A 22,717-nucleotide genomic window follows, 5' to 3' on the forward strand; every position below is an offset into this window, starting at 1 on the left:
TCAGAGCCCGGCCAGGTCGATCAGGCCGTCCTGGAGCGCCCGCGCGACCAGCGCCGCCTTGGTGCCCGCGGGCCGTCCGGCGTCCGCGTACTTGATCCGGACCCGCGCGATGTAGGTGTCCACGGTCTTCACCGACAGGTGGAACCGCTGCGCCACGAGCTGTTTCGAGTCGCTGGAGAACCACGCCAGCAGCACCTCGCGCTCCCGCTCGGACAGCACGGGGCGGTCCGGGCGCGGGTCCGCGGCCATGGCACCGCCGAGCACCGGCGGGGTGTACGGCCGGTCCTCCACGGCGGCCCGGATCGCCGGGATGAGGTGCTCGTGGCCCTCCGCCTTGGTCAGGTAGGTGGCGGCGCCCAGCTCCAGGCAGCGCAGCGCGGTCTCGCTGTCCGCGTGCTGCGAGTAGACGACGACGCGCCTGCCCTCGTCCGCCAGCCGCGTCAGGTCGTCCCAGGCGGGCCCGGCGCCGAGCTGCAGGTCGAACACCACCGCGTCCGCCTTGGCGCCCGGCCCGCGCAGGGCCACCTCGGCCCGCGCCCCCGCCGCCACGACGGCGATGCCTGCCCGGGCGCACCAGACCCGCACGCCGTCGACCACGGCCGGATGATCGTCGACGATCACGACCCCGATCATCTCGCCACCCACCCCCTCGGTGCCCATCTCGCCTCCACCCATGTCTGTCCGTCTCCCACCACGGTCGCCGTCTCCACCTGCGGGGCCGCGGCGGCGACCGGCCCCGGGTCCCCGTCCGTCACCACCCCGACGACGATGGCGCCGTCCACCCCCGCGAGCGTCACCCGGGCCGCGGACCGGGCCGCATGCAACGCCGCGCCCGCTGCGGCGAGCAGGTCCTGCGCAACGGGCGGCGGCGGCTCCGGGCGCCCCCCGCGCTGCGAGTACTGCACGTCGACCCCGCGCCGTTCGGCGATGTCGATCAGGGCGGCGAGCTCGGCGGCCAGCGGGTCCCGGTCGTCCCCCTCCTCGGCGAACATCCGCCGCAGCCGGGCGGCGGCCCCCGCCGCGGCACGCTGCACCCCCGGGTCCGCCGGGTCCGCCGATCCCGCGGCGAGGCGTTCCAGCAGCGGCAGGGCCACGGCCCGCACCTGTGAGTAGCGGCGCTCGCGGTCCGCGTGGACGACGGCGGCGAGCTCCTCCGCCGTCCGCGACTCGGCCTCCTCCGCGGCGGCCGCGGCGGCCTGCCGGGCCACGGAGTTCATCGCCGACCCCGCGATGCCCACGGCCAGCTGGAACGAGGTGACGCCTAACGCGGTGATCCCGAACGCCACCAGCGTGACCTGGTCCGTCCGGCCCGCCGCGACCAGGAACCCGAGCATGACCGTCAGGTGCACCCCGACGAACCCGACGAGCTCGCCGATCCGGGCGAACAGCAGCACCCCGAACCAGCCGATCACCCCGAGCGTGACGTGCGGGGGCCCACCCAGCTCGGCGGGCGAGAGTGCCAGGGTCATCGCGACGGCGACCCCGAGGACGAGGACCGCGGCGGGCCACCGCGCCACGCCCCAGAACCGGTGCCGCGCCACGAGCACGGCGTCCGCCGCGGCGACGGCGACGAGCACGGCCCACCCCGCGTAGCCGGCCCAGCCCGGGTGGTACGCGGCGCTCCCCGCGACGAGGTTGGGCAGGTTGAGCCCCAGCAGGATGGCCAGCACGATCACGGTGCGCGCGACCCGCAGGCCGCGCTGCAACCGCGCGGACAGCTCGCGCTCCGCCGGGGTCACCGCGGCCACTCCAGCCGGACCTCGGTGCCCCGCCCCGGCACGGACTCGACGACGGCGCGCCCGTCCACCAGCGCCATCCGTTCCCGCACCGACCGGGCCAGACCGAACCGGTCCGGCGGGACCGTCTCCGGGTCGAAGCCGCGGCCGCGGTCGCGGACGGTCACCCGCACGGCCGCGGCGTCGACCTCCAGGAGGACCTCGGCGCGGTCGGTCCCGGCGTGCCGGACGACGTTCTCCAGGCTCTCGGTCAGCGCCCCGCCGAGCGCCCCGGCCGCCGGGCCCGGCAGGGTGAGGTCGCCGTCGCCTTGCACGTCGACGGGGATGCGCGCGCCGTCCACCACCCGGCGGACGGTCTCGCGGACCCCGGCCGCGGGCGTCGGCACGCCGTGCAGGGCGGAGACGTCCCGACGGAGCTGGCCCGCCAGCCACGGCTCGTCCCCCCGCACGGACCCGAGCCCGACCATGAGCAGGGTGCTGGCGGCGGTGTCGTGCACGGTGGCCCAGTGGGCGCGCTGCTCGCCGCGCCGGGCGCGGGCGAGCACGGCCGCCCGATCCGCCTCGAAGCGGCGGGCGATGCGCTGGTCGGCGCGGGCGCCGCCGCGCCGGACCAGCAGCCACACCAGCCGCGACAGCGCGACCTCGACCGCGGTCCAGAGGCCTCCGACCGCCAGCGCCTGAGCCACGGTGACCTCGGGCGACGCCGCCGCCCCGATCACGAACGACGCACAGACCAGCACCGCCGCGACGGCCCCGGGCAACGGCCGGACGTGCCACTGCAGCGCCACGACGGCGAAGGACGCGATCGGCGAGACCCACCCGAGCGACCGCACCAGCAGCACCGGGTCCACGAGCAGGGGCTGGGCCAGACACAGCCCGCACAGGAAGGCCGTGTCCGCGACCCATACCCAGGTCGCGGGCCGGGTGCGCATCAGGGAGAGGTAGACCGCGCTCCACACCGCGAGCACCGCGGCGACGGCGGCCACGCAGGCCATCCCGCCGGGCGGGTCGGCGAACGGGGCGGCCACCGCCATGAGCACGCCGACGACCGCCCGCGCCCCCGCCGCGAACCGCAGACCGAACCGGTCCAGAAAAGCCCCTGTCGACATGTCGCGACGAAGTTCGCGCCCAGCGACGGCCCCGTTACTCGCCGCAGCTCAGAGCTGGACGGTCGTTCAGCTCGGTCCGCCGCTGACGCATGGGGACCCCAAGCGTCGCTGCGTGGTGCTCGGGGACCCCAAGCGTCAGATCACCCCGCGACTCGGGGACCCCAAGCGTCGCTCCGTGGTGCTCGGGGACCCCAAGCGTCAGATCACCCCGCGACTCGGGGACCCCAAGCGTCGCTCCGTGGTGCTCGGGGACCCCAAGCGTCAGGTCGCGACCGGGACGGGGGTGGTCAGGTCCTTGACCAGGGCCGTGAGCCAGTCGAGGAGCTCCAGGTCGCGGAGCGGCGCCCCGCCGATGCGGTTGCCCGCCGCCGGCTTCGGGACCGTGACCAGCCTGGCCGCCGGCTTGTACTGGCCCTTGGGGTGCATCCGTTTGAACCGCATCTGCTTCGAGTCCGGCAGGTCCACCGGCCCGATCCGGATCGTCGTGCCCGCCACGGCGACCTCCGCCAGCCCCAGCTCGCGACAGAGCTGCCGGAACCGGGCGACCGCGAGCAGGTTGAGCACCGGCTGCGGCGGCTCGCCGTAGCGGTCCTTCAGCTCCTCCACGACGGCCTCGAGGGCCGCGGGGTCGCCCGCCTCGGCGATCTTGCGGTAGGCCTCCAGACGCAGCCGCTCCCCGTCGACGTAGTCGTGCGGGACGTGGGCGTCGATCGGCAGGTCCACCCGCACCTCGGCCAGCGGCTCGACCTCGTCGCCCTCCTCGGCCCCGGCGTGCTTGCGGAACGTCGCGACGGCCTCCCCCACCAGCCGGATGTACAGGTCGAACCCGACGCCGGCGATGTGCCCGCTCTGCTCCGCGCCCAGGATGTTGCCCGCGCCGCGGATCTCCAGGTCCTTCATCGCGACGGCCGCGCCGGACCCCAGCTCCGAGTGCTGCGCGATCGTGGCGAGCCGGTCGTGCGCGGTCTCGGTCAGCGGGTGCTCCGGCGGGAACAGGAAGTACGCGTACCCGCGCTCTCGCCCACGCCCGACGCGCCCGCGCAGCTGGTGCAGCTGCGACAGGCCCAGCGTGTCCGACCGCTCCACGATCAGCGTGTTCGCGTTGGAGATGTCCAGCCCGTTCTCGACGATCGTCGTGCAGACGAGGACGTCGTACTCCTTGTGCCAGAACGCGTTCACGGTCTGCTCGAGCAGGTCCTCGTGCATCTGCCCGTGCGCCACACCGATCCGGGCCTCCGGGACGAGGTCCTGGATCGTCTTGGCCGCCCGGTCGATCGAGGTGACCCGGTTGTGCACGTAGAAGACCTGGCCGTCCCGCAGCAGCTCGCGGCGGATCGCGGCGGCGACCTGCTTCTGGTCGTAGGCGCCGACGTAGGTCAGCGTGGGGTGCCGGTCCTCCGGCGGGGTGGTGATCGTGGACATCTCGCGGATGCCCGCGAGGCTCATCTCCAGGGTCCGCGGGATCGGCGTCGCGGAGAGCGTGAGCACGTCCACGTGCGCGCGCAGCGCCGTGATGTGCTCCTTGTGCTCCACGCCGAAGCGCTGCTCCTCGTCCACGATGACCAGCCCGAGGTCCTTCCAGCGGACCCCGGTCTGCAGCAGCCGGTGGGTCCCGACGACGACGTCGACCGTCCCGTCCGCCAGCCCCTCGATCGTCGTCTTCGCCTCGGCGGTGTCGGTGAACCGCGAGAGCCCCTTCACCGTGACCGGGAAGGCCCGCATGCGGTCGGCGAAGGTCGACAGGTGCTGGGTCGCGAGCAGCGTCGTCGGGACGAGCACGGCGACCTGCTTGCCGTCCTGCACCGCCTTGAACGCGGCCCGCACGGCGATCTCCGTCTTGCCGAACCCGACGTCCCCGGTGATCACCCGGTCCATCGGCACCGGACGCTCCATGTCCCGCTTGACCTCGTCGATCGCGGAGAGCTGGTCCGGGGTCTCGGTGAAGGGGAAGGCGTCCTCGAGCTCGCGCTGCCAGGGGGTGTCCGCGGCGAAGGCGTACCCGGGCGACGACTGCCGCGCCGCGTAGAGCTGAACCAGGCCCGCCGCGATGTCCCGGACCGCCTTGCGCGCGCGGCCCTTGGTCTTCGCCCAGTCCGAGCCGCCCAGCTTGTTCAGCGTGGGCTGCTCCCCGCCGACGTAGCGCGAGATCTCGTCCAGCGCGTCCGTGGGCACGAACAGCCGGTCCGCGGGCTGCCCCCGCTTGCTCGACGCGTACTCCAGCACCAGGTACTCGCGGGTCGCGCCCTGGACGGTGCGCTCCTTCATCTCGATGAACTTCCCGATGCCGTGCTGGGCGTGCACCACGAAGTCCCCGGGCTGCAGCGCGGCCAGGTCCACCGCGTTCCGACGACGGGCGGGCAGCTTCCGCGCGGTCGCGTCCAGCCCCGCGCGGGTGCCCGTCAGGTCCGCCTCGGACAACAGGACGAGCCCGATCTCGGGCGCGGTGAACCCGTCCGCGATCCGCCCGCAGGTGACCGTGACCAGGCCCTTCTCCGGAGCCTCGGTGATCTCCTCCAGCAGCGTGGCCGGGACCTCCGCCTCGCCGAGCTGCTCCAGCGACCGCTGCGCGGTGCCCTGCCCCGCGACCACCAGCACCGCCGAGCCGCCGGCCGCGGTGTGCGCGCGGAGGTCGACGAGCGCGCGGTCGGTGTCCCCGCGGTAGGACTCGATCTCGTGCATCCCGGGGACGATCGCGTCCTGGGAGCCGGACAGCAGCGGCGACAGGCTCACCACCGCGCGACCCGTCGTCGTCGCGTGCCGCAGGACCTCACCGAGGTCCTGGTAGGCCGAGGCGCCGACGTCGATCGGCGCGGCCCCACCGGTCCCCGCCGCCAGCCAGGAGGCCTCCAGGAACTCCTGCCCTGTCCGGACGAGGTCGCGGCTGCGGGTGCGGATGCGCTCCGGGTCGGCCAGCAGCACCCGCGCGCCCGCGGGCAGCAGGTCGGTGAGCAGCTGCAGCTCGCCCTGCATGGGGTCGGTTCCGCCGGCTCCACCGCCGCCCACCAGGGCCGGGATCAGCGACTCCATGCCCTCGGTCGGGATGCCCTGCGCCAGCTGCTCGAGCACCTCGCGCAGCTGCGGGTTGTTCTCGTGCTCGCGCGCCAGCCGCTCGGCCCGCTCGCGCACCGGCGCGGTGAGCAGCAGCTCCCGACACGCGGGCGCGACGACCTCGGTGACCTCCGGCTCCTCCATCGAGCGCTGGTCGGCGACGGAGAAGGCCCGCACCTCGGAGACCTCGTCGCCCCAGAACTCGATGCGGACGGGGTGGTCGGCGGTCGGCACGAAGAGATCGAGGATGCCGCCGCGGACGGCGAACTCACCGCGCGCGGTGACCATCTCCACGCGCGTGTACGCCAGCTCGACCAGCCGCTCCAGCAGCGCCTCGAACTCGTACTCGGTGCCCTCGCGCAGGACGACCGGGTCCAGCGTGCCCAGCCCGGGGGCGATCGGCTGGATCAGGCTGCGCGCGGCGGCGGCCAGGATCCGTGGCGGGTTCTCCCCGCCCAGCGCCCGGAACAGGGTCAGCCTGCGCCCGACGGTGTCCGGCCGCGGGGAGAGCCGCTCGTGCGGCAGGGTCTCCCAGCTCGGCAGGACCGCGACCTCCCCGTCGATCAGCTCACGGGCGGCGACGGCGAGCTCCTCGGCCTCCCGGTCGGTGGCGGTGATCGCGAGCACCGTGCCCTGCCCGGCGAGCCCGGCGGCGACGAACGGGCGCAGGGCGGCGGGCCCCTCGACCGTGACGGCCGGCGTCTCGGCGGTCCGGGGATCGACGGCGGCGGAGGCCTCCAGTGCGGCGCGCAGGCCCGCGTCGGACAGGGCGGAGGTGAGCAGACCGGACAGTGCGGCGGGCACGGGACTCCTCGAGCGAACGAGCACATGCGGACACACCCCTGCCTCGGCCGAGGGGCCCGCAGGGGCTCTGCACACGACGATACGCGCGCCGCCGCGCCCGACGGCAGCGCGGGCCGCCGTGACACTGTTTCACCCCGCAGTGACACGGGGGCAACATCCGGGTCGTTCACTCGTACCCGACTCACCTCCGGTGAGGCGCGTCTAGGGTTCCGCCCCGCTCGCGGGGGCCTGGTCCGAGAGACGCAGGCGGTGCGCACGCACGCCGCCCCACGGCGGGACAAAAGCCCGGGAGACAGCTGGCGGTACCGGCTGCTCTCCCGCCGGTGCCCCGACCGTGAGGGAACCGCCCGTGCACTACAACCCGAACCGCCCGGACCACACCCCCGACGGCACGCCGATCGACCCGGTCGAGGCCGAGACGCTGGCCAAGCAGCTGCACGGCAACTACGGGCCGGAGGCCGCGTACGCCGTCGCGGCCGAGGCCGCGCTACCCAGCACCAAGTACGAGCAGGAGATCGCCCGCGGCCTGGAGCTGGGGCTACAGGGCGCGGACTCCATCGTGGACCGCTCGATCCCCACCTTCTCCCGCGGCGAGCTCCCGCACTTCGCAGGCATCAACACGTTCCTCAAGGCCCCGTACGTCGAGGACGTGCGGCGCTGCGGGGAGTACGACGTCGCCGTCCTCGGGGTCCCGTTCGACGGCGGCACCACCTACCGCTCCGGCACCCGCTTCGGCCCGCAGGGCATCCGCAAGATCTCCGCGCTCTACGGGCCCTACTCCTTCGAGCTCGGCGTGGACCTGCGGGAGTCCATCACGATCGCCGACCTCGGGGACGTCTTCACCATCCCCGGCAACATCGAGAAGTGCTTCGACCAGATCACCAAGGCGGTCTCGCACGTCTACGAATCGGGCGCCCTCCCGGTCGTCCTCGGCGGTGACCACTCGATCGGTTACCCGACCGTCCGCGGCGTCGCACCCCACCTGAACGGCGGGAACCTGGGGATCATCCACTTCGACCGGCACGTCGACACCCAGGAGACCGACCTCGACGAGCGGATGCACACCACCCCGTGGTTCCACGCCACGGACATCCCGAACGTGCCCGCGAAGAACCTGGTGCAGATCGGGATCGGCGGCTGGCAGGCCCCGCGGCCGGGTGTGAAGGTCGGCCGCGAGCGCGGTACCACGATCATGACCGTCACCGACTGCGTGGAGATGGGGATCGAGGAGGCGGCGCAGCGGGCGCTCGACGTCGCGTGGGACGGCGCGGACGCCGTCTGGCTGTCCTTCGACGTGGACTGCCTCGACGCCGCCTTCGTCCCCGGCACCGGCTGGCCGGAGCCCGGCGGGTTCCTCCCCCGCGAGGTACTGAAGTTCATCCAGATCATCGCCGACGCCCGCCCGCTCGCCGGGATCGAGGTCGTCGAGTGCGCGCCGCCCTACGACAACGCGGAGATCACGGCGCTGATCGCCACCCGCGTCATCTGCGACACCCTCGGCTGCCTCGTGCGGTCCGGCCACCTGCCGAAGAACTCCTGAGCACGTCCTCCCTCATCCGGACCGGAGACAGTCATGATCATTCTCGGTGTCGCGATCGGCGTCGTCCTCGTGCTCGCGGTGGGGCTCGCCGTCGCCCGCAAGGTCGACGGCGACTCGACCAACTTCCTCGTCGCGGGCCGCGCGCTCGGGCTCCCGCTCGTGGCGGCGGGGCTGATGGGCCAGGCCGTCGACTCGAACGCCACGCTCGGCAACACGGACCTCTCGGCGGGCTTCGGCTTCTGGGCAGGCGCGTCGCTGCCGCTCGGGCTGGGCCTGTGCCTGCTGCTGACGGGCATCTTCTTCGCCAAGAAGATGAACGCGATGGGCCTGCTCAGCCTGCCGGACTTCTACAAGATCAAGTATGGCCGGGGCGTGGAGATCACCTCGTCGATCCTGATGATCTTCAGCTTCTGCATCCTGCTGGCGGGCAACCTCGTCGCGGGCGGGTTCCTGTTCGAGCGGTTCCTCGGCACCAGCTACACGGCAGGCGTGCTGATCATCGTGGGCGTCGTGCTCGCCTACACGATCACCGGCGGCATGTTCTCCGACGCCTACACCGCGTTCATCCAGGTCATCATCACCGTCATCGGGTCGGCGGCCCTGCTGGTCTGGGTCGCGGTCACCTACGGGATCACCGTGCCGGAGGGCATGGGGCCCTTCGACCTCGGCCAGCTCGGCGATCCCGCGCAGGGCGCCGTCGTGAACTGGGCGACGCTGATCGCGCTGGGCATCGGGGACATCGTGGCGATCGACTTCATGCAGCGGATCTTCTCCGCGAAGACCCCGGAGATCGCCCGGCGGGCGTGCTTCGTCGGCGCGGCGGGCACCGCGCTCGTCGGGATCCCGTACGCCCTGGTCGCGCTGTCGTCCGGCGCGATCTTCGGCGACACCCCGGCCGACGGGCCGGTGCTGTTCGTGCTGCTGGAGCAGTACGCACCCGCCGGGCTGACGATCATGGTGCTGTCCGCGATCGTCGCCGCCTCGTGCTCGACGGCCAACGGGGTCATCCTCGGCACCGCCGCCGTCGCCGTCCGGAACATCGCGGGCCGCGAGCAGCAGCACGACGAGAGGACCGGCAAGGACCCGCTGCTGCGTCGGGTCCGGCTGACCATGCCGTTCGTGGTGGGCGTCGCGATCCTGTTCGCGCTGCGCGTGCCGCAGACCGGCATCCTGCTGACCCTGGCCTTCGATCTCATGCTCGCCGGGCTCGTCGTGCCGTTCGTGCTCGGGCACTGGTGGCCGACCCGGATCACGACGGCGGCCGCCGCCGCGGCGATCACGGTCGGCCTGGTGGTGCGGCTGGCTCTGTTCGTCCTCACGCCGACCATCTACGGCGTCGACAACACGCTGCTCCACATCCCCAACGACGTCTTCGGCCCCGGCTTCGACGGCTGGCCCACCTTCATCGCCCCGGCCCTGAGCCTGGCGGCGTTCGTCGGGGCCGCCCTGCTGCGCCCCCGCAAGGCGCCGGTTACGGCCCCGCAGCCCGCGACGGCGGCCGAGCCCGCCTGACCAGCCCCGGCGTGGCAGGCGCCGGTTCCGTACGCCCCCAGTTTTCGCACGAACGGCACTTTTGTGCGGACCTAGCGCACAAACGGCACTTTCTTGCGTAAAGGCGGGGGTCAGGGGCGGGGCGGCAGGGGGCGTTTCGCGCGGCTGGGGCGGGTTCCGGGGTCCGGTGGGGTGACCGCCGGAGTCCGCTCCAGGGCCTCCAGGGCCAGATCCACCGCCGTCTCCAGTTGGGGGTCGCGGCCCGCCACCCAGTCCTGGGGCGTGGTGACCACCTCGACGTCCGGGTCGACGCCGTGGTTCTCCACCGACCAGTGCACGTCGTCGAACCAGAACGAGTACCGCGGCTGGGTGACGCGCGTGCCGTCCACCAGCGAGTAGCGGCTGTCGATGCCGATCACCCCGCCCCAGGTCCGCACGCCGACCACCGGCCCGAGCCCCATCCGCTTGAACGCGGCGGTGACGATGTCGCCGTCCGACCCCGCGTGCTCGTCCGCGACCAGCACGATCGGCCCACGCGGCGCGCCCTCGGGATAGGTCGCGGGCGCGGCGTGGCGCACCACGTCCCAGCCGATCACCTTGCGGGCCAGCTTCTCGATCACCAACTGCGAGGTGTGGCCGCCGGAGTTGTCCCGGACGTCGAGCACCAGGCCCTCGCGCCGCGCCTCGCGCGCGAAGTCCCGGTGCAGCTGCGCCCACCCGCTGGCCACCATGTCCGGCACGTGCAGGTACCCGAGCCGCCCCGCGGAACGGTCCGCGACGAAGGCCCGCCGCCCCGCGACCCAGTCGTGGTAGCGCAGGTTCTGCTCGCCGGCCAGCGGCCGGACCACCACGCGTCGGATCTCGCCGGAGGTCTTGCGCACGGTCAGCTCGGTCAGCGTCTCCGCGCGACCCAGCAGCAGCGGGTTCGGACCCAGCTCGGGGTCCACGCGGCGACCCGCGACCTCCAGCAGCACGTCCCCGGCCCGGACGTCCACGCCCGGCTCGGTGAACGGGCTGCGCGCGTCCGGCGCGGAGGTCTCGGGCGGGAGGACCCGCGCGACCCGCCATTCGCCCCCGCTCGGCTCCAGGTCCGCGCCCAGGAAGCCGGGGCGCCCGCCGAAGTCCCCGCCGCCCCCGCGGCCGACGACGTAGGCGTGCGACGAGCCCAGCTCGCCCTGCAGCTCGTAGAGCAGGTCGACGAGGTCGTCCGTGCTGCCGACGGCGTCCACCAACGGCCGGTAGCGCTCCAGCTCGGCCGCCCAGTCGACTCCTGCCATGTCCTCGATCCAGTAGTGGTCCCGCATGAGGCGGCCCGCCTCGTCGAACATCTGGCGCCACTCGGCGGCCGGGTCGATCGTCACCGAGATGCGGCGGACGTCGATCTCGAACTCGTCGCCGTCGGAGTCGGACGGGGCGGCGGAGCCGGTGCGGTCGCTGCGCAGGACCCGCAGGGTGCGGGACTCGCGGACCACGAGCCGAGCGCCGTCCCCGCTGACCGCGTAGCCGTGGGCGGGCTCGGCGATCGCGTCCACCTTGCGCTTCTTCAGGTCGAAGCGCTCCAGGACGGGATGGGGGTCCTCGCCGTCCGCGCGGCCGTCACCGAGCACCCCGGTGACCGGCACGGACAGCCACAGCAGGCAGTCCTTCGCCGCGCCCAGCCCGCGGTAGCGGCCCTCGGCCACCGGGATCGGGACGACCCGGTCGACCAGGCCCTCGACGTCCACCACCGTCTCCGGCGGGCCGTCCTCGTCGGCCTTCGCCGCGGGCTTCTCCTCGGCCGCCTCCGACTCCGACTCCTCGATGGCGGGCGGGTCCTCCGGGTCCTCGTCCTCCCCCGAGGTCGGGCGCCCATCCGGCCCCGCCCCGAACGGCGACGGGGTGCGCGCCGCGAGCGGCACCAGGAACGGACGCCACGAGGCCGGGAAGGTCAGGTCGAACGAGTGCTCGTCGTAGATCGGGTCGAAGCTGCGTCGCGACAGGAAGGCGAGGTACCTCCCGTCGGTGGTGAACACCGGGTCCGTGTCGACGAACCGCGGCTCGGTCACCGCGACCAGCGAGTCGTCCCGCAGGTCGACCAGCATGATGCGGCTCAGGCCGGGCTCGACCGGGTCCTCGTAGGCAAGCCAGCGCGAGTCCGGTGAGAACGCCAGCCCCGCGATCTCCCCCGCCGCCCCGCGCGCGGGCTCCCGGACGGCACCGGTGGCGGTGTCCAGCAGCAGCAGCCGGTTGTCGTGCGTGGCCAGCGCGGCGAGCGTCCCGTTCGGTGCGGCCGCCAGCTCCAGCACCCGTCCGACCTGCCCGTCCGCGTACCGGACGAGGTCCGGCGCTCCCGCGGCGTGCGGGTCCAGCGGCGAGATCGCGACGGCGTCCTCGCCGGTGTGGTCGTCCACCCAGATCGCCCGGTCCCCGCCCAGCGGCTGGGCCATCCGCGCGCGGACGCCCTGCTCGGCGAGCAAGGTCCGCGCAGGCCCGTCCCGGTGGGTCAGCCGGTGGACGGTCCCCCGCACGGTCACGACGCTGGACCGCCCGGTCGTGTCCGGCACCGCGCCGCCGAGCCAGCGGGCGGTCGGGACCCGGTGGGGCTCGCGGCCGGTGCGCGGTCCGCCGAGGCGGATGTCCAGGCGGCGCGCCGTGCCGTCCAGGGAGTCCAGCAGGTACAGCTCGCCCGCGGCCTCGTAGACGATCCGCTCGCCGTCCGTGCTCGCGTGCCGGGCGTAGAACTCCGGGGCGCCAGGGAGACCGTGGTCGGTGTGCCGGCGCAGGTCGCCCCCGGCCGCGTCCACCGAGTAGACGTTGCCCCAGTCCTCGTGGTCGGAGAGGAAGGCGATCCGGTCCCCGACCAGCATCGGGGCGTCCAGCTGCCCGTCCAGGTCGGCGAGGATCCGGGTGAACGCACCGGCCCCCGCCGGGTCCCACCAGATCTTCCCGGCCGTGCCCCCGCGGTACCGCTTCCACCACGCCATGTCCCGGGCCATGGTGCGGCCGATCAGCACGCCGACGCCGCGGTAGGACACCGCCGACACGGGCCCGTAGGGCAGCTCGTGGGGCCGCCCGCCGAACGCGGGGACGGCGTAGGCCCAGGTGTGGGCGGAGGTGTGCCTGCGCGTCGCCGAGGTCGCGACGACCCGCCCGTCCGGCGTCCACCCCGCGAGCCGGGTGCGCAGGTCGCCCCAGAACGTCACGCGGCGGGCCGCGCCGCCGTCCGCCTCGGCCACGCGGATCTCGGGCGCACCGTCCTTGGTGCTGCTCCACGCGACCAGCGCGCCGTCCGGGGAGAACCGCGGGTTCCTGGCCGGGACGCCGTCCGCCGTCAGCCGGGTCGCGCGACCACCTGCGAGCGGAGCGGTCCAGACGTCGTCCTCGGCCACGAAGACGACCGTGTCACCGGACAGGTGCGGGAAGCGGAGGTAGCTAAGGGCCACCATGCGACATTAGTCGCGGGCGTACCGTTCCTGAGCACGGGCGCGGGCCTTCGCCGCCTCCACCTCGCGGTCCTTCGGCGGGGCCGTGGTCACGAGATCGTCCAGCAGGTGCCGGGTGACGTGCGCGATCTCCGTCACCGCCCGGTCGAACGCCTCCTGGTTGGCCTGCGAGGGCTTCGCCGCCCCGCTCACCTTCCGGACGAACTGCAGCGCCGCCGCGTGCACCTCGTCGGAGGTCGCCGGCGGGTCGAAGTTGTGCAGGGTGCGGATGTTGCGGCACATGACCCGAGTGTCCGGGCCCGATGGTCGGCGCCGCAAGCTCCGCCTCCGGGCCCGATGGTCGGCGCCGCAAGCTCCGCCTCCGGGCCGGATGGTCGGCTCCGCAAGCTCCCCCTCCGGCCCGATGGTCGCTTTGCGAGCTCCGCCTGTCAGAGCGGGTCGAGTCCGGTCAGCGGCGCGACCCCGAGCACGATCCGCCCCGTGTGGAAACCCTCGGCGTAGCGAGCGTGGCACTGGGCCCCGCGGACCCGGGCCAGCCCGGCGAAGGTCTCGGCGTCGAACCACGCGCGGTCCTGCTGGCTGCCGTAGTGCTCGTGCAGCTTCGCGATCTTCTCCCGCAGGACCGGCTCGGCGAGCGGGAGGAACGCCGTGGGCTGTACGAGGTCGCCCTCCCAGGTCAGCAGCTCGTAGCCCAGCGTCAGGTGGTCCCGGAACACCGACGGGACGATCCCGGCGAGGACCCGACGGTCCGGTTCGGCGTCGTGCGGGGAGGGGCCGAGGACGAGGTCCGGCTCGCCGCGCCTGCGGACCTCCTCCACCGCCTGGCTGACCCGCTCCCAGCGGACCGGGAGGCGCCCGTCCGGCAGGTCGAGGACCACGACCTCGAGCGCCGCGCCGGGGCAGAACGCCGCGAGCGCGGCCCGTTCCTCCTCCTCGCGCAGCGACCCGCCGCCGGTCAGCACGAGCGCGGTCACCGTGACGCCCGGATGGGAGCGGCACAGCTCCAGCAGCGCCCCGCCCGCCCCGACCGCGATGTCGTCGCAGTGGGCGCCGAGCAGCACCATCCGGTCCAGACGTTCGGGCAGCAGGCTCAGCACGCCCCCACCTTCTCGTCTGGGGCCGTGCTCCGGAAGGCCGACGGGGAAGATCTCCTCATCCTGGCTGAGGAGATCACCTCATCCGTGACAGGATGGACGCGTGGTCCGCCGTGGTGTAACGGCAGCACCTCTGATTTTGGTTCAGATGGTTCAGGTTCGAATCCTGGCGGCGGAGCGGACGACGAAGGGCCGCCCACCGGATCCCGGTGGGCGGCCCCGTCTGTCAGTCGGTCGGTTTCGGTGGCGGGGGCGGCGGCTCCTCGCGGCCGTTCCCGGTGCACCCGAGGACGTTCATGGATCGCATGTCGTCTCCTCCCTGCCCGATCTCACTCCAGGGCAGCGTCCAGCGTGATCGTGGTGCCGGTCAGCGCCTTGCTGACCGGGCAGCTCTCCTTGGCGGCCTGGGCCGCCTTCCCGAACGCGGTCGCGTCCATTCCGGGAACCTCGCCGCGGACCTTCAGGGCGATCCCGGTGATCCGGAACCCGCCCGCCGAGTCCGGGCCGAGCGAGACGTCCGCCGTCACGTCGAGCGACTCCGGCGTAGCCCCCTCCTGACCGATCAGCGCCGAGAGCTGCATGGCGTAGCAGGACGAGTGCGCCGCCGCGATCAGCTCCTCCGGGCTGGTGGTGCCCCCGGCCTCGTCGGCCGCGCGCTTCGGGAAGCTGACCTCGTACGTGCCGACCCTGCTGCTGGTCAGCTCGACCTGCCCGGAGCCCTCCTCGAGGGAGCCGTTCCAGGCGGTCCGTGCCGTGCGGGTGGGCATCTGCGCATCCTCCGATCGGTCGAGCGACTCCGCTCAGAGGAACCCCGGTCTGTCGCTCCGACACACCCGCAGGCTCGCCGCAGGCGACGAACGGTCGTCTGCGGGCGACGACCGGCCCCGCACGGCGTCCGAGCGGCGGGCCGTGGCGCCGCTGCCCGGGTTCGCCCAGGTCGTCGACGCGGGACGGATGCCCCGGGCGGCGCGCGTAGGATCACCGCGCCGAGGTCCCGAGGCGAAGGAGTACCCATGCCCGACTCCCCCCGACCGACCGCGTCGGTGGTGCTGGCCGCGGGCGAGGGCACGCGGATGCGCTCGGCCACCCCCAAGGTCCTGCACGAGCTGGGCGGGCGGAGCCTGCTCGGGCACGCCGTGCACGCCGTCGCCGAGCTCGAGCCCGAGCACCTCGCGGTGGTCGTCGGGCACGGGCGGGCGGAGGTCACCGCGGCACTGCTCGGGATCGGCGAGGAGATCGCCCGGGACGTCCGCACCGCCGTCCAGGAGCAGCAGAACGGCACCGGGGACGCGGTCCGCTGCGGGCTCTCCGCACTGCCCGGCGGCCTGACCGGCACCGTGCTCGTCACCTACGGGGACGTCCCGCTGCTCGACGCCTCCACCTTCGGCCGAGTGCTCGACGCGCACTCCGGGGCCGCCGTCACCCTGCTCACCACGGATCTCCCCGACCCGACCGGGTACGGCCGGATCGTGCGGGCCGAGGGCCGGGTGACCGCGATCGTGGAGCAGAAGGACGCCACCCCGGAGCAGCAGTCGATCACCGAGATCAACTCGGGCGTGTACGCGTTCGACGCGGAGTTCCTCACCGCCGGGCTCGCCCGCCTCGACACCGACAACGCGCAGGGCGAGCGGTACCTCACCGACCTCGTCGCGCTGGCCGTGGCGGACGGGCTGCGGGTCGAGGCCGTGCGCGTCGACGACCCGTGGCTGGTCGCCGGGGTGAACGACCGCGTGCAGCTCGCCGAGGTCCGCGCGGAGCTCAACCGCCGGGTGCTGCGCCGGGTGATGCTGGGCGGGGCGACCGTCGTCGACCCGGCCACGACCTGGGTGGACGTGCAGGTCACGCTCGGGCGGGACGTCGTCGTCGAGCCGGGGACGCAGCTGCGCGGCCGGACGACCGTCCGGGACGGCGCCGTCGTCGGGCCGGACACCACGCTGGTGGACTGCGAGGTCGGCGAGGGTGCGTCGGTGATCCGCACGCACGGCTCGGCGTCGGTCGTCGGGGCGGGCGCCAGCGTCGGCCCGTTCGCGTACCTGCGGCCCGGGACCCGGCTCGGGGAGAGCGGCAAGATCGGCACGTTCGTCGAGACCAAGAACGCGGAGATCGGGCGCGGCTCGAAGGTCCCGCACCTGACCTACGTGGGGGACGCGACGATCGGCGAGCAGAGCAACATCGGGGCGTCGTCGGTGTTCGTGAACTACGACGGTGTCAGCAAGCACCGGACCAGCATCGGTTCCCACGTGCGCACCGGATCGGACACGATGTTCATCGCCCCGGTGAGCATCGGCGACGGCGCTTACACGGGGGCGGGGACGGTGGTCCGCGAGGACGTCCCGCCGGGGGCGCTGGCGGTGTCGTCCGGGCCACAGCGCACCATCGACGGGTGGGTCGTACGGAAGCGACCCGGAACGCCGGCGGCCGAGGCCGCCGAGCGCGCCACGAACGCAGCCGGAAGCGGCCAAGGAGGCTCAGCGCAGTGAGTGCCATGTCGGGTCAGCCCAAGAAGAACCTGATGTTCTTCGCCGGGAGGACGCACCCGGAGCTGGCCGAGCAGGTCGCCAAGCACCTCGATGTCACCGTCACGCCGCAGTCGGCGTACTCCTTCGCGAACGGCGAGATCTTCGTCCGCTTCGAGGAGTCCGTCCGCGGGTGCGACGCCTTCGTGCTGCAGGCGCACTCCGCCCCGATCAACGACGCGATCATGGAACAGCTGATCATGGTCGACGCGCTCAAGCGCGCCTCGGCCAAGCGGATCACCGTGGTCATGCCGTTCTGGGGCTACGCGCGCCAGGACAAGAAGCACCGCGGCCGTGAGCCCATCACCGCGCGCCTGGTCGCCGACCTGTTCAAGACGGCGGGCGCGGACCGGATCATGACCGTCGACCTGCACACGTCTCAGATCCAGGGCTTCTTCGACGGCCCGGTGGACCACCTGTTCGCCCTCCCGGTGCTGGCCACGCACATCAAGGAGCGCTACTCCGGCGCGGACCTGGCGGTGGTCTCGCCGGACTCGGGCCGCGTGCGGCTCGCGGAGCGCTGGGCGGAGACCCTCGGCGGCACGCCCCTGGCCTTCATCCACAAGACCCGGGACCCGCGCAAGCCGAACGAGGCCGTGGCGAACCGGGTGGTCGGTGAGGTCGAGGGCCGCACCTGCGTGGTGATCGACGACATGATCGACACCGGCGGCACCGTGGCCAAGACGGTCGAGGTGCTGCTCAAGGAGGGCGCCCAGGACGTGATCATCGCGGCCACCCACGGCGTCCTCTCCGGCCCCGCGGTGGAGCGGCTGAGCACCTGCGGCGCGCGCGAGGTCATCTTCATGGACACCCTGCCGATCCCGGAGGAGAAGCGCTTCCCCGGGATGACGGTGCTGTCCATCGCCCCGCTGCTCGCCGAGGCGATCCACCAGGTCTTCGACGACGGCTCGGTCACCAGCCTGTTCGACGGCAACGCCTGACGGCCAGACCGGCGGTCACCCAGGGCAGGCGGCGGCGCTTGCGCTCCGCGGCCTTCTTCTCCGCGCGGCGCGAGAGCGTGGTCGGCCACGGCTCCGCGGCAGGGATCGGGTTCGCAGGCACACCCCGGTCGCCCGTGGCGTTCCACGCCGCCCCCGGGTCGACGGCCCCGGTCGACCCCACCTCGGGCCCCGGGGCGGGGGCCCGACCCCGCGTCCACATCCGCGCCCCCGCGGCCTCACCGACGGTCATGACCCGGTAGCCCTCGGCGGCGGACGGCCGGTCCCCCGGCGAACGCTGGGCGGGGACCGCCGCGAAGGTCGGGACCGCCGGGATCGCCTCGGTCGCGGAGTCGACGTCGCTGAGCCGGTGCGGCGTGTTGGTCGGCGTGGTGGTCATGGCGTTCCCCCGAATGCCTGGAGTGTGTGCGGACATCCGGCCCATCGCGACACGCGGCGGCGGCCGTAGCAGCGACACGCCGAAATCGTCGAAACTGACGAGAACACCCACCTCCGGGGGGCTGCGGGCGCCGGCGTACGCTCGTCACCATTCCGCGGCGAGGGCGGGTGTTCGTCGAGCCCGCCGTCATCGACGTGGTCGGCCCCTCTCGGTCGTCCCTCCTCGCCGCGCGCACGTCATCCGCAGTACCGAGGAGAGAGACCCACCGTGGCCCAGTCCAAGATCGCCGCCGAGACCCGGACCGAGTTCGGCAAGGGCGCAGCGCGCCGCACCCGCAAGGCGGGCAAGATCCCCGCCGTCCTGTACGGGCACGGCACCGACCCGCAGCACCTGGCGCTCCCGTCGCTGGAGTTCGCCGCCGTCGTCCGCGAGCAGGGTCGCAACGCGATCCTCGAGCTGGACGTCGCCGGTGGCGCGCAGCTCGCGCTGACCAAGACGGTCACCTTCCACCCGATCCGCCCGTACATCGAGCACGTCGACCTCCTCGTGATCAAGAAGGGCGAGAAGGTCGTCGTCGAGGTGCAGGTCATCGTCACCGGCGAGGCCGCCCCCGGCTCGCTCGTGACCCAGGAGCTCAACACCATCGAGCTCGAGGCGGACGCCCTGAACATCCCCGAGAGCATCGAGCTCTCGGTCGAGGGCGCCGAGGTCGGCACCCAGTTCCTCGCGGGCCAGCTCGTCCTCCCCGAGGGCTCCGAGCTGCGCACCGACCCCGAGTACCTGGCCGTCAACGTGGTCGCCGCGCCGACCGCCGAGGACCTCGAGGCCGAGATCGACACCGAGGGCGCCGGCGTGGTCGAGGACCAGCCGGAGACCCCGGCCGCCGAGTCCTCCGAGGGCTCGTCCTCCAACTCCGAGAGCTGATGGCCGCAGCGGGCACCGCGCTGGTGGTCGGGCTCGGGAACCCCGGGCCCGGCTACGCGGAGACCCGGCACAACGTCGGGTTCGCCGTCGTCGAGCTGCTCGCCGACCGGGCAGGGGCGCGGTTCTCGCTGCACAAGCGGTCCAACGCCGAGGTCGCCGAGGGCAGGCTGGCGGGCCGCAAGGTCGTGCTGGCCAAACCGCGCACGTACATGAACGAGTCCGGCGGCCCCGTCGCCGGGCTCGTGCGGTACTTCTCGGTTCCCCGGGAGGACCTCGTCGTCGCGCACGACGACCTGGACCTCGGCTTCGGCGTGGTCCGGCTGAAGCGGGGCGGCGGCGAGGGCGGGCACAACGGGCTGCGCTCGATCAGCCGCTCGATCGGCACGAAGGACTACCTGCGGCTGCGCTTCGGCATCGGCCGCCCGCCCGGCCGTCAGGACCCGGCGGACTTCGTGCTCAAGAAGTTCTCCCCGACCGAGCGCAAGGAGCTGGACTTCGCGGTCGACCTGGCCGCGGACGCCGTCGAGGCGCTGCTGGAGCAGGGCCTCGAGCCCACCCAGAACCGCTTCCACGCCCTCTCCTGAGCCGTGCGCGGTGAGTGGCACTCACCGCGCACGGTCTAGAGGAGATCGGCGGTCGCGGCGCGGCGCAGCTTGCCGCTCGGGGTCTTCGGCAGCGAACCCGGCGCCAGCACCTCCACGCGGGCGGGCCGCACCCCCACCGCGTCCATCACCCGCGAGATCACGTCCTTGCGGATCACGTCCACGTCGTCCGTCCGCCGGGACTCCACGACCACGGCGAACGACTCCCGCCGCTCCCCCGCGGGCAGCCGGACGGCCACGGCGTTGCCCGCGCGGACGCCGTCCGCCTCCGCCGCGGCCCGCTCGATGTCCGTGGGATAGATGTTGCGGCCGCCCATGATGATCACGTCCTTGCGCCGGCCGCACACCACCACCTGCCCGTCCTCGGTCAGGTAGCCCTCGTCCCCGGTGTCGAACCAGCCGTCCGCGTCCTGGGTGGCGAGCGGGCCGTCGACGGTGAGGTACCCCGGCGTCACGGACTCGCCGCGCAGCTGGATCACCCCGACCCCCCGGGTGCCGAGCACCTCGCCCGCCTCCCCGACCACGCGCGCCTCGATGCCCGGCAACGGCGGCCCGAGCAGCGGGAAGACGCGCCCTGTGCCGGGCTCGGCGCGCCGGCCGGACTCGAGCGCCTCGGCGTCGATCTCGTCCACGGCCAGCCCCGCCTCGACCGGCGCGAACGCCACCCCGAGCCCGGTCTCGGCCATGCCGTAGGCGCACAGCACCGACTCCGGCCGCAGCCGGAACCGCGCGCCGGCCTCGACGAACGCGGCGACCGCGGCCGGGTCGACGGGCTCGGCCCCGTTCAGCGCGATCCGCAACGACGAGAGATCCAGGTCGGAGGCCCGCGCGAGCTGGCGGGCGAGGACCGCGTAGGCGAAGTTCGGGGCGGCGGTGACGGTGCCGCCGTACTTCGAGATCAGCTCGGCCCACAGCAGCGGCCGGGACAGGAAGTCCACCGGCGTGACCGTGACCAGCTCCAGGCCGGTCACCATGGGGATGGTCAGGAACCCGACCATGCCCATGTCGTGGAACAGCGGCAGCCACGAGACCATCACGTCCCGCTCGACGTCCAGCCGCGCCGCCTCCCGCATGCCCGAGATGTTGGCGTGCAGGTTCCCGTGGGTGATCCGCACGGCCTTCGGCTCGGCCGTCGACCCGCTCGTGAGCTGGAGCAACGCCGTGTCGCCCTCGGCGGCGACGGCGTCGTCCGGGGCGAACGCCCCCGGGTCCCCGGTGAGCGCGTCGATCAGCAGGAACGGGACGCCGCGCTCCTCCAGGACCGGGGCCAGCGCGTCGAACGGGGCACCGAGCAGCACGGTCTTCGCGCCGATCATGTGGAGCACCTGGACGGTCTCCTCGGCCCAGCGCGCGAGGTCGGTGCGGGCCGTGGGTTGGTGCAGCATCGTGACGCTCCCGCCGAGCAGCCAGACGGCCTGCGCGAGCGGGGCGATGACGACCGGCTCCCCGGCGAGCACCCCGACGGCCTGCCCGGCGCCCAGCCCCTCCCGGCGCAGTGCGTCGGCCCGCCCGCGGGCGACGGCGTGCACCTCCGACCAGGTGCGACGGGCGGGTTCGGCGGGTTCGCCGGTGGTCATACCGCGGGTCGTCACGCGGGCGGAGTCCAGCAACGACACCAGGAACCGGGACATATCCCCAGCCTACGGCCGCGGGGGTACCGTCGCCTCGTGTCCGACACCCGGGAATCCCTGGCCGCGGCCGTCGAGGCGGTCCTGCCCGCCGCCCGCGCCGACCTCGAACGTCTCGTGCGGATCCCCAGCATCTGGGCCGATCCCGCGCACGCGGCGGACACCGAGGCCAGCGCCGCGGCCGTCGCCGAGCTGGCCGGGGCGCTGAACCCGACCACCCTGCAGATCCTGCGGGCGGGGGACGGGGCACCCGCCGTCGTCGCGCGGTGGCCCGCGCCCGAGGGGCAGCCGACGGTGCTGCTCTACGCCCACCACGACGTCCAGCCCACCGGCGGGGACGACCAGTGGACCAGCCCGCCGTTCGAGCCGACGGAGCGCAACGGTCGGCTCTACGGGCGCGGCGCCGCGGACGACAAGGCCGGCGTGATGACCCACCTCGGCGTACTGCGGGCGTTCGACGGGAAGCCCCCGGTCGGGGTCACGCTGTTCATCGAGGGCGAGGAGGAGTCCGGCTCGCCGACGCTGCCCGCCCTGCTCGCCGAGCACCACGAACTGCTGGCCGCGGACGTCATCGTCATCGCGGACGCCGCCAACCCGGCGGTGGACGTCCCGGCGCTGACCACGAGCCTGCGCGGCCTGGTGGACGTGGTCGTGGAGGTGTCGCTGCTGGAGCGGCCGCTGCACTCCGGGGTCTTCGGCGGCCCGGTCGGGGACGCGCTCACCGCCCTCACCCACACGCTCGCGAGCCTGCACGACGAGAAGGGCGAGGTCGCCGTCGCCGGTCTGCGGCACAACGAGGGGACGGACGCCGCGGCCACCGACATGCCCGAGGCCGAGTTCCGGGCCGAGGCCGGGCTGGTCGAGGGCGCCGAGCTGCTCGGGACCGGCACGCTCGCCGAGCGGATCTGGCACAAGCCCGCGATCGCCGTGCTGGGGATCGACGCGCCGAGCGTGGCCCAGTCGGCGAACGTGTTGCTGCCCAGGGCCCGCGCGATGGTCAGCATGCGGCTCGCGCCCGGCGAGGACACCCTCGCGGCGCGGGACAAGCTGGCCGAGCACCTGCGTGCGCACACTCCGTGGGGCGCCCGGGTCACCATCACCCCGGGCTCGGGCGTGGCCGAGCCGTTCTCGCTGGACGCGAACGGCGGCGCGTACGACGCCGCCAAGCGCGCCTTCTCCGAGGCCTACGGCAACGCCGCGGTGGAGACCGGCATCGGCGGGTCCATCCCGTTCATCGCCGAGTTCGCGCGCACCTTCCCGGGCGCGGCGGTGCTGGTCACCGGCGTCGGCGATCCGGCCAGCCGGTGGCACGGCATCGACGAGAGCCTGTCGCTGTCCATGTTCGGCACGGGAGTGAAGGCCGAGGCGTTCCTGCTGGACGAGCTCACGTCGAGATGAACCGGGGTGTGGGCCAGACCATGATCGAACAGCACTGAGGTTCCTCTCGACGGCGGTTGAGCGATAT

At 73.6% G+C, this 22,717-nt stretch carries 17 protein-coding genes, 1 tRNA gene and 1 riboswitch; of the genes, 8 read left to right on the forward strand and 10 right to left on the reverse strand.

All coding sequences use genetic code 11. The features are described from left to right. The 4 genes from ABD993_RS35265 to mfd all read right to left on the reverse strand — a co-directional run bounded on the left by ABD993_RS35265 (nucleotide 1) and on the right by mfd (nucleotide 6,697). Nucleotides 1-660: a response regulator gene (locus ABD993_RS35265; protein ID WP_345428440.1), complete on the reverse strand. Its 660-nt coding sequence runs from the start codon at nucleotides 658-660 to the stop codon at nucleotides 1-3. Next, nucleotides 630-1,739, reverse strand: a complete 1,110-nt coding sequence (locus tag ABD993_RS35270) for a hypothetical protein (RefSeq protein ID WP_345428444.1) — start codon at nucleotides 1,737-1,739, stop codon at nucleotides 630-632. The genes ABD993_RS35265 and ABD993_RS35270 overlap by 31 nt, the downstream gene beginning before the upstream one ends. After that, nucleotides 1,736-2,845 (reverse strand): sensor histidine kinase, encoded by a 1,110-nt coding sequence (locus tag ABD993_RS35275; RefSeq protein WP_345428447.1) that lies wholly within the window; start codon nucleotides 2,843-2,845, stop codon nucleotides 1,736-1,738. The genes ABD993_RS35270 and ABD993_RS35275 overlap by 4 nt, the downstream gene beginning before the upstream one ends. A gap of 261 nt (nucleotides 2,846-3,106) precedes the next feature. After that, nucleotides 3,107-6,697: a transcription-repair coupling factor gene (gene mfd, locus ABD993_RS35280; protein WP_345428451.1), complete on the reverse strand. Its 3,591-nt coding sequence runs from the start codon at nucleotides 6,695-6,697 to the stop codon at nucleotides 3,107-3,109. A gap of 190 nt (nucleotides 6,698-6,887) precedes the next feature. Next, a riboswitch (guanidine-I (ykkC/yxkD leader) is annotated at nucleotides 6,888-6,991 on the forward strand. A gap of 40 nt (nucleotides 6,992-7,031) precedes the next feature. Here mfd and ABD993_RS35285 point away from each other — a divergent pair. Together ABD993_RS35285 and ABD993_RS35290 are read left to right on the forward strand one after the other, a co-directional pair. Beyond that, the gene (locus tag ABD993_RS35285) at nucleotides 7,032-8,237 is read left to right on the forward strand and encodes an agmatinase family protein (RefSeq protein WP_345428455.1); all 1,206 of its coding nucleotides are present in this window, start codon (nucleotides 7,032-7,034) and stop codon (nucleotides 8,235-8,237) included. Nucleotides 8,238-8,270: 33 nt separating this feature from the next. Next, on the forward strand, nucleotides 8,271-9,749 hold the full coding sequence (locus ABD993_RS35290) for a high affinity choline transporter 1 (RefSeq protein ID WP_345428458.1): 1,479 nt from the start codon (nucleotides 8,271-8,273) through the stop codon (nucleotides 9,747-9,749). A gap of 110 nt (nucleotides 9,750-9,859) precedes the next feature. Here the strand turns inward: ABD993_RS35290 and ABD993_RS35295 are convergent, their stop codons facing one another. The 3 genes from ABD993_RS35295 to ABD993_RS35305 form a co-directional block, all read right to left on the reverse strand. Continuing rightward, on the reverse strand, nucleotides 9,860-13,153 hold the full coding sequence (locus ABD993_RS35295; protein WP_345428461.1) for a S41 family peptidase: 3,294 nt from the start codon (nucleotides 13,151-13,153) through the stop codon (nucleotides 9,860-9,862). Nucleotides 13,154-13,159: 6 nt separating this feature from the next. Continuing rightward, entirely contained in the window at nucleotides 13,160-13,432 is a 273-nt protein-coding gene (locus ABD993_RS35300) for a DUF2277 domain-containing protein (protein ID WP_345428463.1), read from the reverse strand. A gap of 146 nt (nucleotides 13,433-13,578) precedes the next feature. Next, complete coding sequence (locus tag ABD993_RS35305) at nucleotides 13,579-14,247, reverse strand: PIG-L deacetylase family protein (protein WP_345428467.1); 669 nt, start codon at nucleotides 14,245-14,247, stop codon at nucleotides 13,579-13,581. A gap of 104 nt (nucleotides 14,248-14,351) precedes the next feature. Here ABD993_RS35305 and ABD993_RS35310 point away from each other — a divergent pair. After that, nucleotides 14,352-14,422 (forward strand) — tRNA-Gln (locus tag ABD993_RS35310). A 151-nt stretch (nucleotides 14,423-14,573) separates the two neighbouring features. Here the strand turns inward: ABD993_RS35310 and ABD993_RS35315 are convergent. Continuing rightward, on the reverse strand, nucleotides 14,574-15,011 hold the full coding sequence (locus tag ABD993_RS35315) for an OsmC family peroxiredoxin (RefSeq protein WP_345428470.1): 438 nt from the start codon (nucleotides 15,009-15,011) through the stop codon (nucleotides 14,574-14,576). Nucleotides 15,012-15,257: 246 nt separating this feature from the next. Here ABD993_RS35315 and glmU point away from each other — a divergent pair, with 246 nt between their 5' ends. Together glmU and ABD993_RS35325 are read left to right on the forward strand one after the other, a co-directional pair. After that, a complete protein-coding gene (gene glmU, locus ABD993_RS35320) occupies nucleotides 15,258-16,724 on the forward strand; it encodes a bifunctional UDP-N-acetylglucosamine diphosphorylase/glucosamine-1-phosphate N-acetyltransferase GlmU (RefSeq protein WP_345428473.1) in 1,467 nt (488 codons plus the stop codon). Nucleotides 16,725-16,729: 5 nt separating this feature from the next. Then, nucleotides 16,730-17,701, forward strand: a complete 972-nt coding sequence (locus ABD993_RS35325) for a ribose-phosphate diphosphokinase (protein ID WP_345428634.1) — start codon at nucleotides 16,730-16,732, stop codon at nucleotides 17,699-17,701. Here the strand turns inward: ABD993_RS35325 and ABD993_RS35330 are convergent. After that, nucleotides 17,673-18,098 (reverse strand): hypothetical protein, encoded by a 426-nt coding sequence (locus ABD993_RS35330; protein ID WP_345428476.1) that lies wholly within the window; start codon nucleotides 18,096-18,098, stop codon nucleotides 17,673-17,675. The two genes, ABD993_RS35325 and ABD993_RS35330, sit on opposite strands and share 29 nt — an antisense overlap. 267 nt (nucleotides 18,099-18,365) lie before the next feature. Here ABD993_RS35330 and ABD993_RS35335 point away from each other — a divergent pair, with 267 nt between their 5' ends. Beyond that, nucleotides 18,366-19,022: a 50S ribosomal protein L25/general stress protein Ctc gene (locus ABD993_RS35335; RefSeq protein WP_345428479.1), complete on the forward strand. Its 657-nt coding sequence runs from the start codon at nucleotides 18,366-18,368 to the stop codon at nucleotides 19,020-19,022. Beyond that, entirely contained in the window at nucleotides 19,022-19,606 is a 585-nt protein-coding gene (gene pth / locus ABD993_RS35340; protein WP_345428481.1) for an aminoacyl-tRNA hydrolase, read from the forward strand. The genes ABD993_RS35335 and pth overlap by 1 nt, the downstream gene beginning before the upstream one ends. Nucleotides 19,607-19,641: 35 nt before the next feature. On the opposite strand, the gene ABD993_RS35345 is transcribed toward pth, so the two are convergent. After that, entirely contained in the window at nucleotides 19,642-21,255 is a 1,614-nt protein-coding gene (locus tag ABD993_RS35345) for a fatty acyl-AMP ligase (protein ID WP_345428484.1), read from the reverse strand. Between the two features lie 36 nt (nucleotides 21,256-21,291). Here ABD993_RS35345 and ABD993_RS35350 point away from each other — a divergent pair, with 36 nt between their 5' ends. Further along, nucleotides 21,292-22,650 (forward strand): dipeptidase, encoded by a 1,359-nt coding sequence (locus ABD993_RS35350; RefSeq protein WP_345428487.1) that lies wholly within the window; start codon nucleotides 21,292-21,294, stop codon nucleotides 22,648-22,650. Nucleotides 22,651-22,717: the final 67 nt, after the last annotated feature.

Origin of the sequence: Pseudonocardia xishanensis (assembly GCF_039541715.1) — a bacterium.
Classification (GTDB): domain Bacteria; phylum Actinomycetota; class Actinomycetes; order Mycobacteriales; family Pseudonocardiaceae; genus Pseudonocardia; species Pseudonocardia xishanensis.

Bases quoted from the DNA above. Each gene is read 5' to 3' on its own strand.
- ABD993_RS35265 (WP_345428440.1), bottom strand. From the start codon at position 660: ATGGGCACCGAGGGGGTGGGTGGCGAGATGATCGGGGTCGTGATCGTC.
- ABD993_RS35275 (WP_345428447.1), bottom strand. From the start codon at position 2,845: ATGTCGACAGGGGCTTTTCTGGACCGGTTCGGTCTGCGGTTCGCGGCG.
- ABD993_RS35290 (WP_345428458.1), top strand. From the start codon at position 8,271: ATGATCATTCTCGGTGTCGCGATCGGCGTCGTCCTCGTGCTCGCGGTG.
- ABD993_RS35295 (WP_345428461.1), bottom strand. From the start codon at position 13,153: ATGGTGGCCCTTAGCTACCTCCGCTTCCCGCACCTGTCCGGTGACACG.
- ABD993_RS35300 (WP_345428463.1), bottom strand. From the start codon at position 13,432: ATGTGCCGCAACATCCGCACCCTGCACAACTTCGACCCGCCGGCGACC.
- ABD993_RS35315 (WP_345428470.1), bottom strand. From the start codon at position 15,011: ATGCCCACCCGCACGGCACGGACCGCCTGGAACGGCTCCCTCGAGGAG.
- glmU (WP_345428473.1), top strand. From the start codon at position 15,258: ATGCCCGACTCCCCCCGACCGACCGCGTCGGTGGTGCTGGCCGCGGGC.
- ABD993_RS35325 (WP_345428634.1), top strand. From the start codon at position 16,730: ATGTCGGGTCAGCCCAAGAAGAACCTGATGTTCTTCGCCGGGAGGACG.
- ABD993_RS35330 (WP_345428476.1), bottom strand. From the start codon at position 18,098: ATGACCACCACGCCGACCAACACGCCGCACCGGCTCAGCGACGTCGAC.
- pth (WP_345428481.1), top strand. From the start codon at position 19,022: ATGGCCGCAGCGGGCACCGCGCTGGTGGTCGGGCTCGGGAACCCCGGG.
- ABD993_RS35345 (WP_345428484.1), bottom strand. From the start codon at position 21,255: ATGTCCCGGTTCCTGGTGTCGTTGCTGGACTCCGCCCGCGTGACGACC.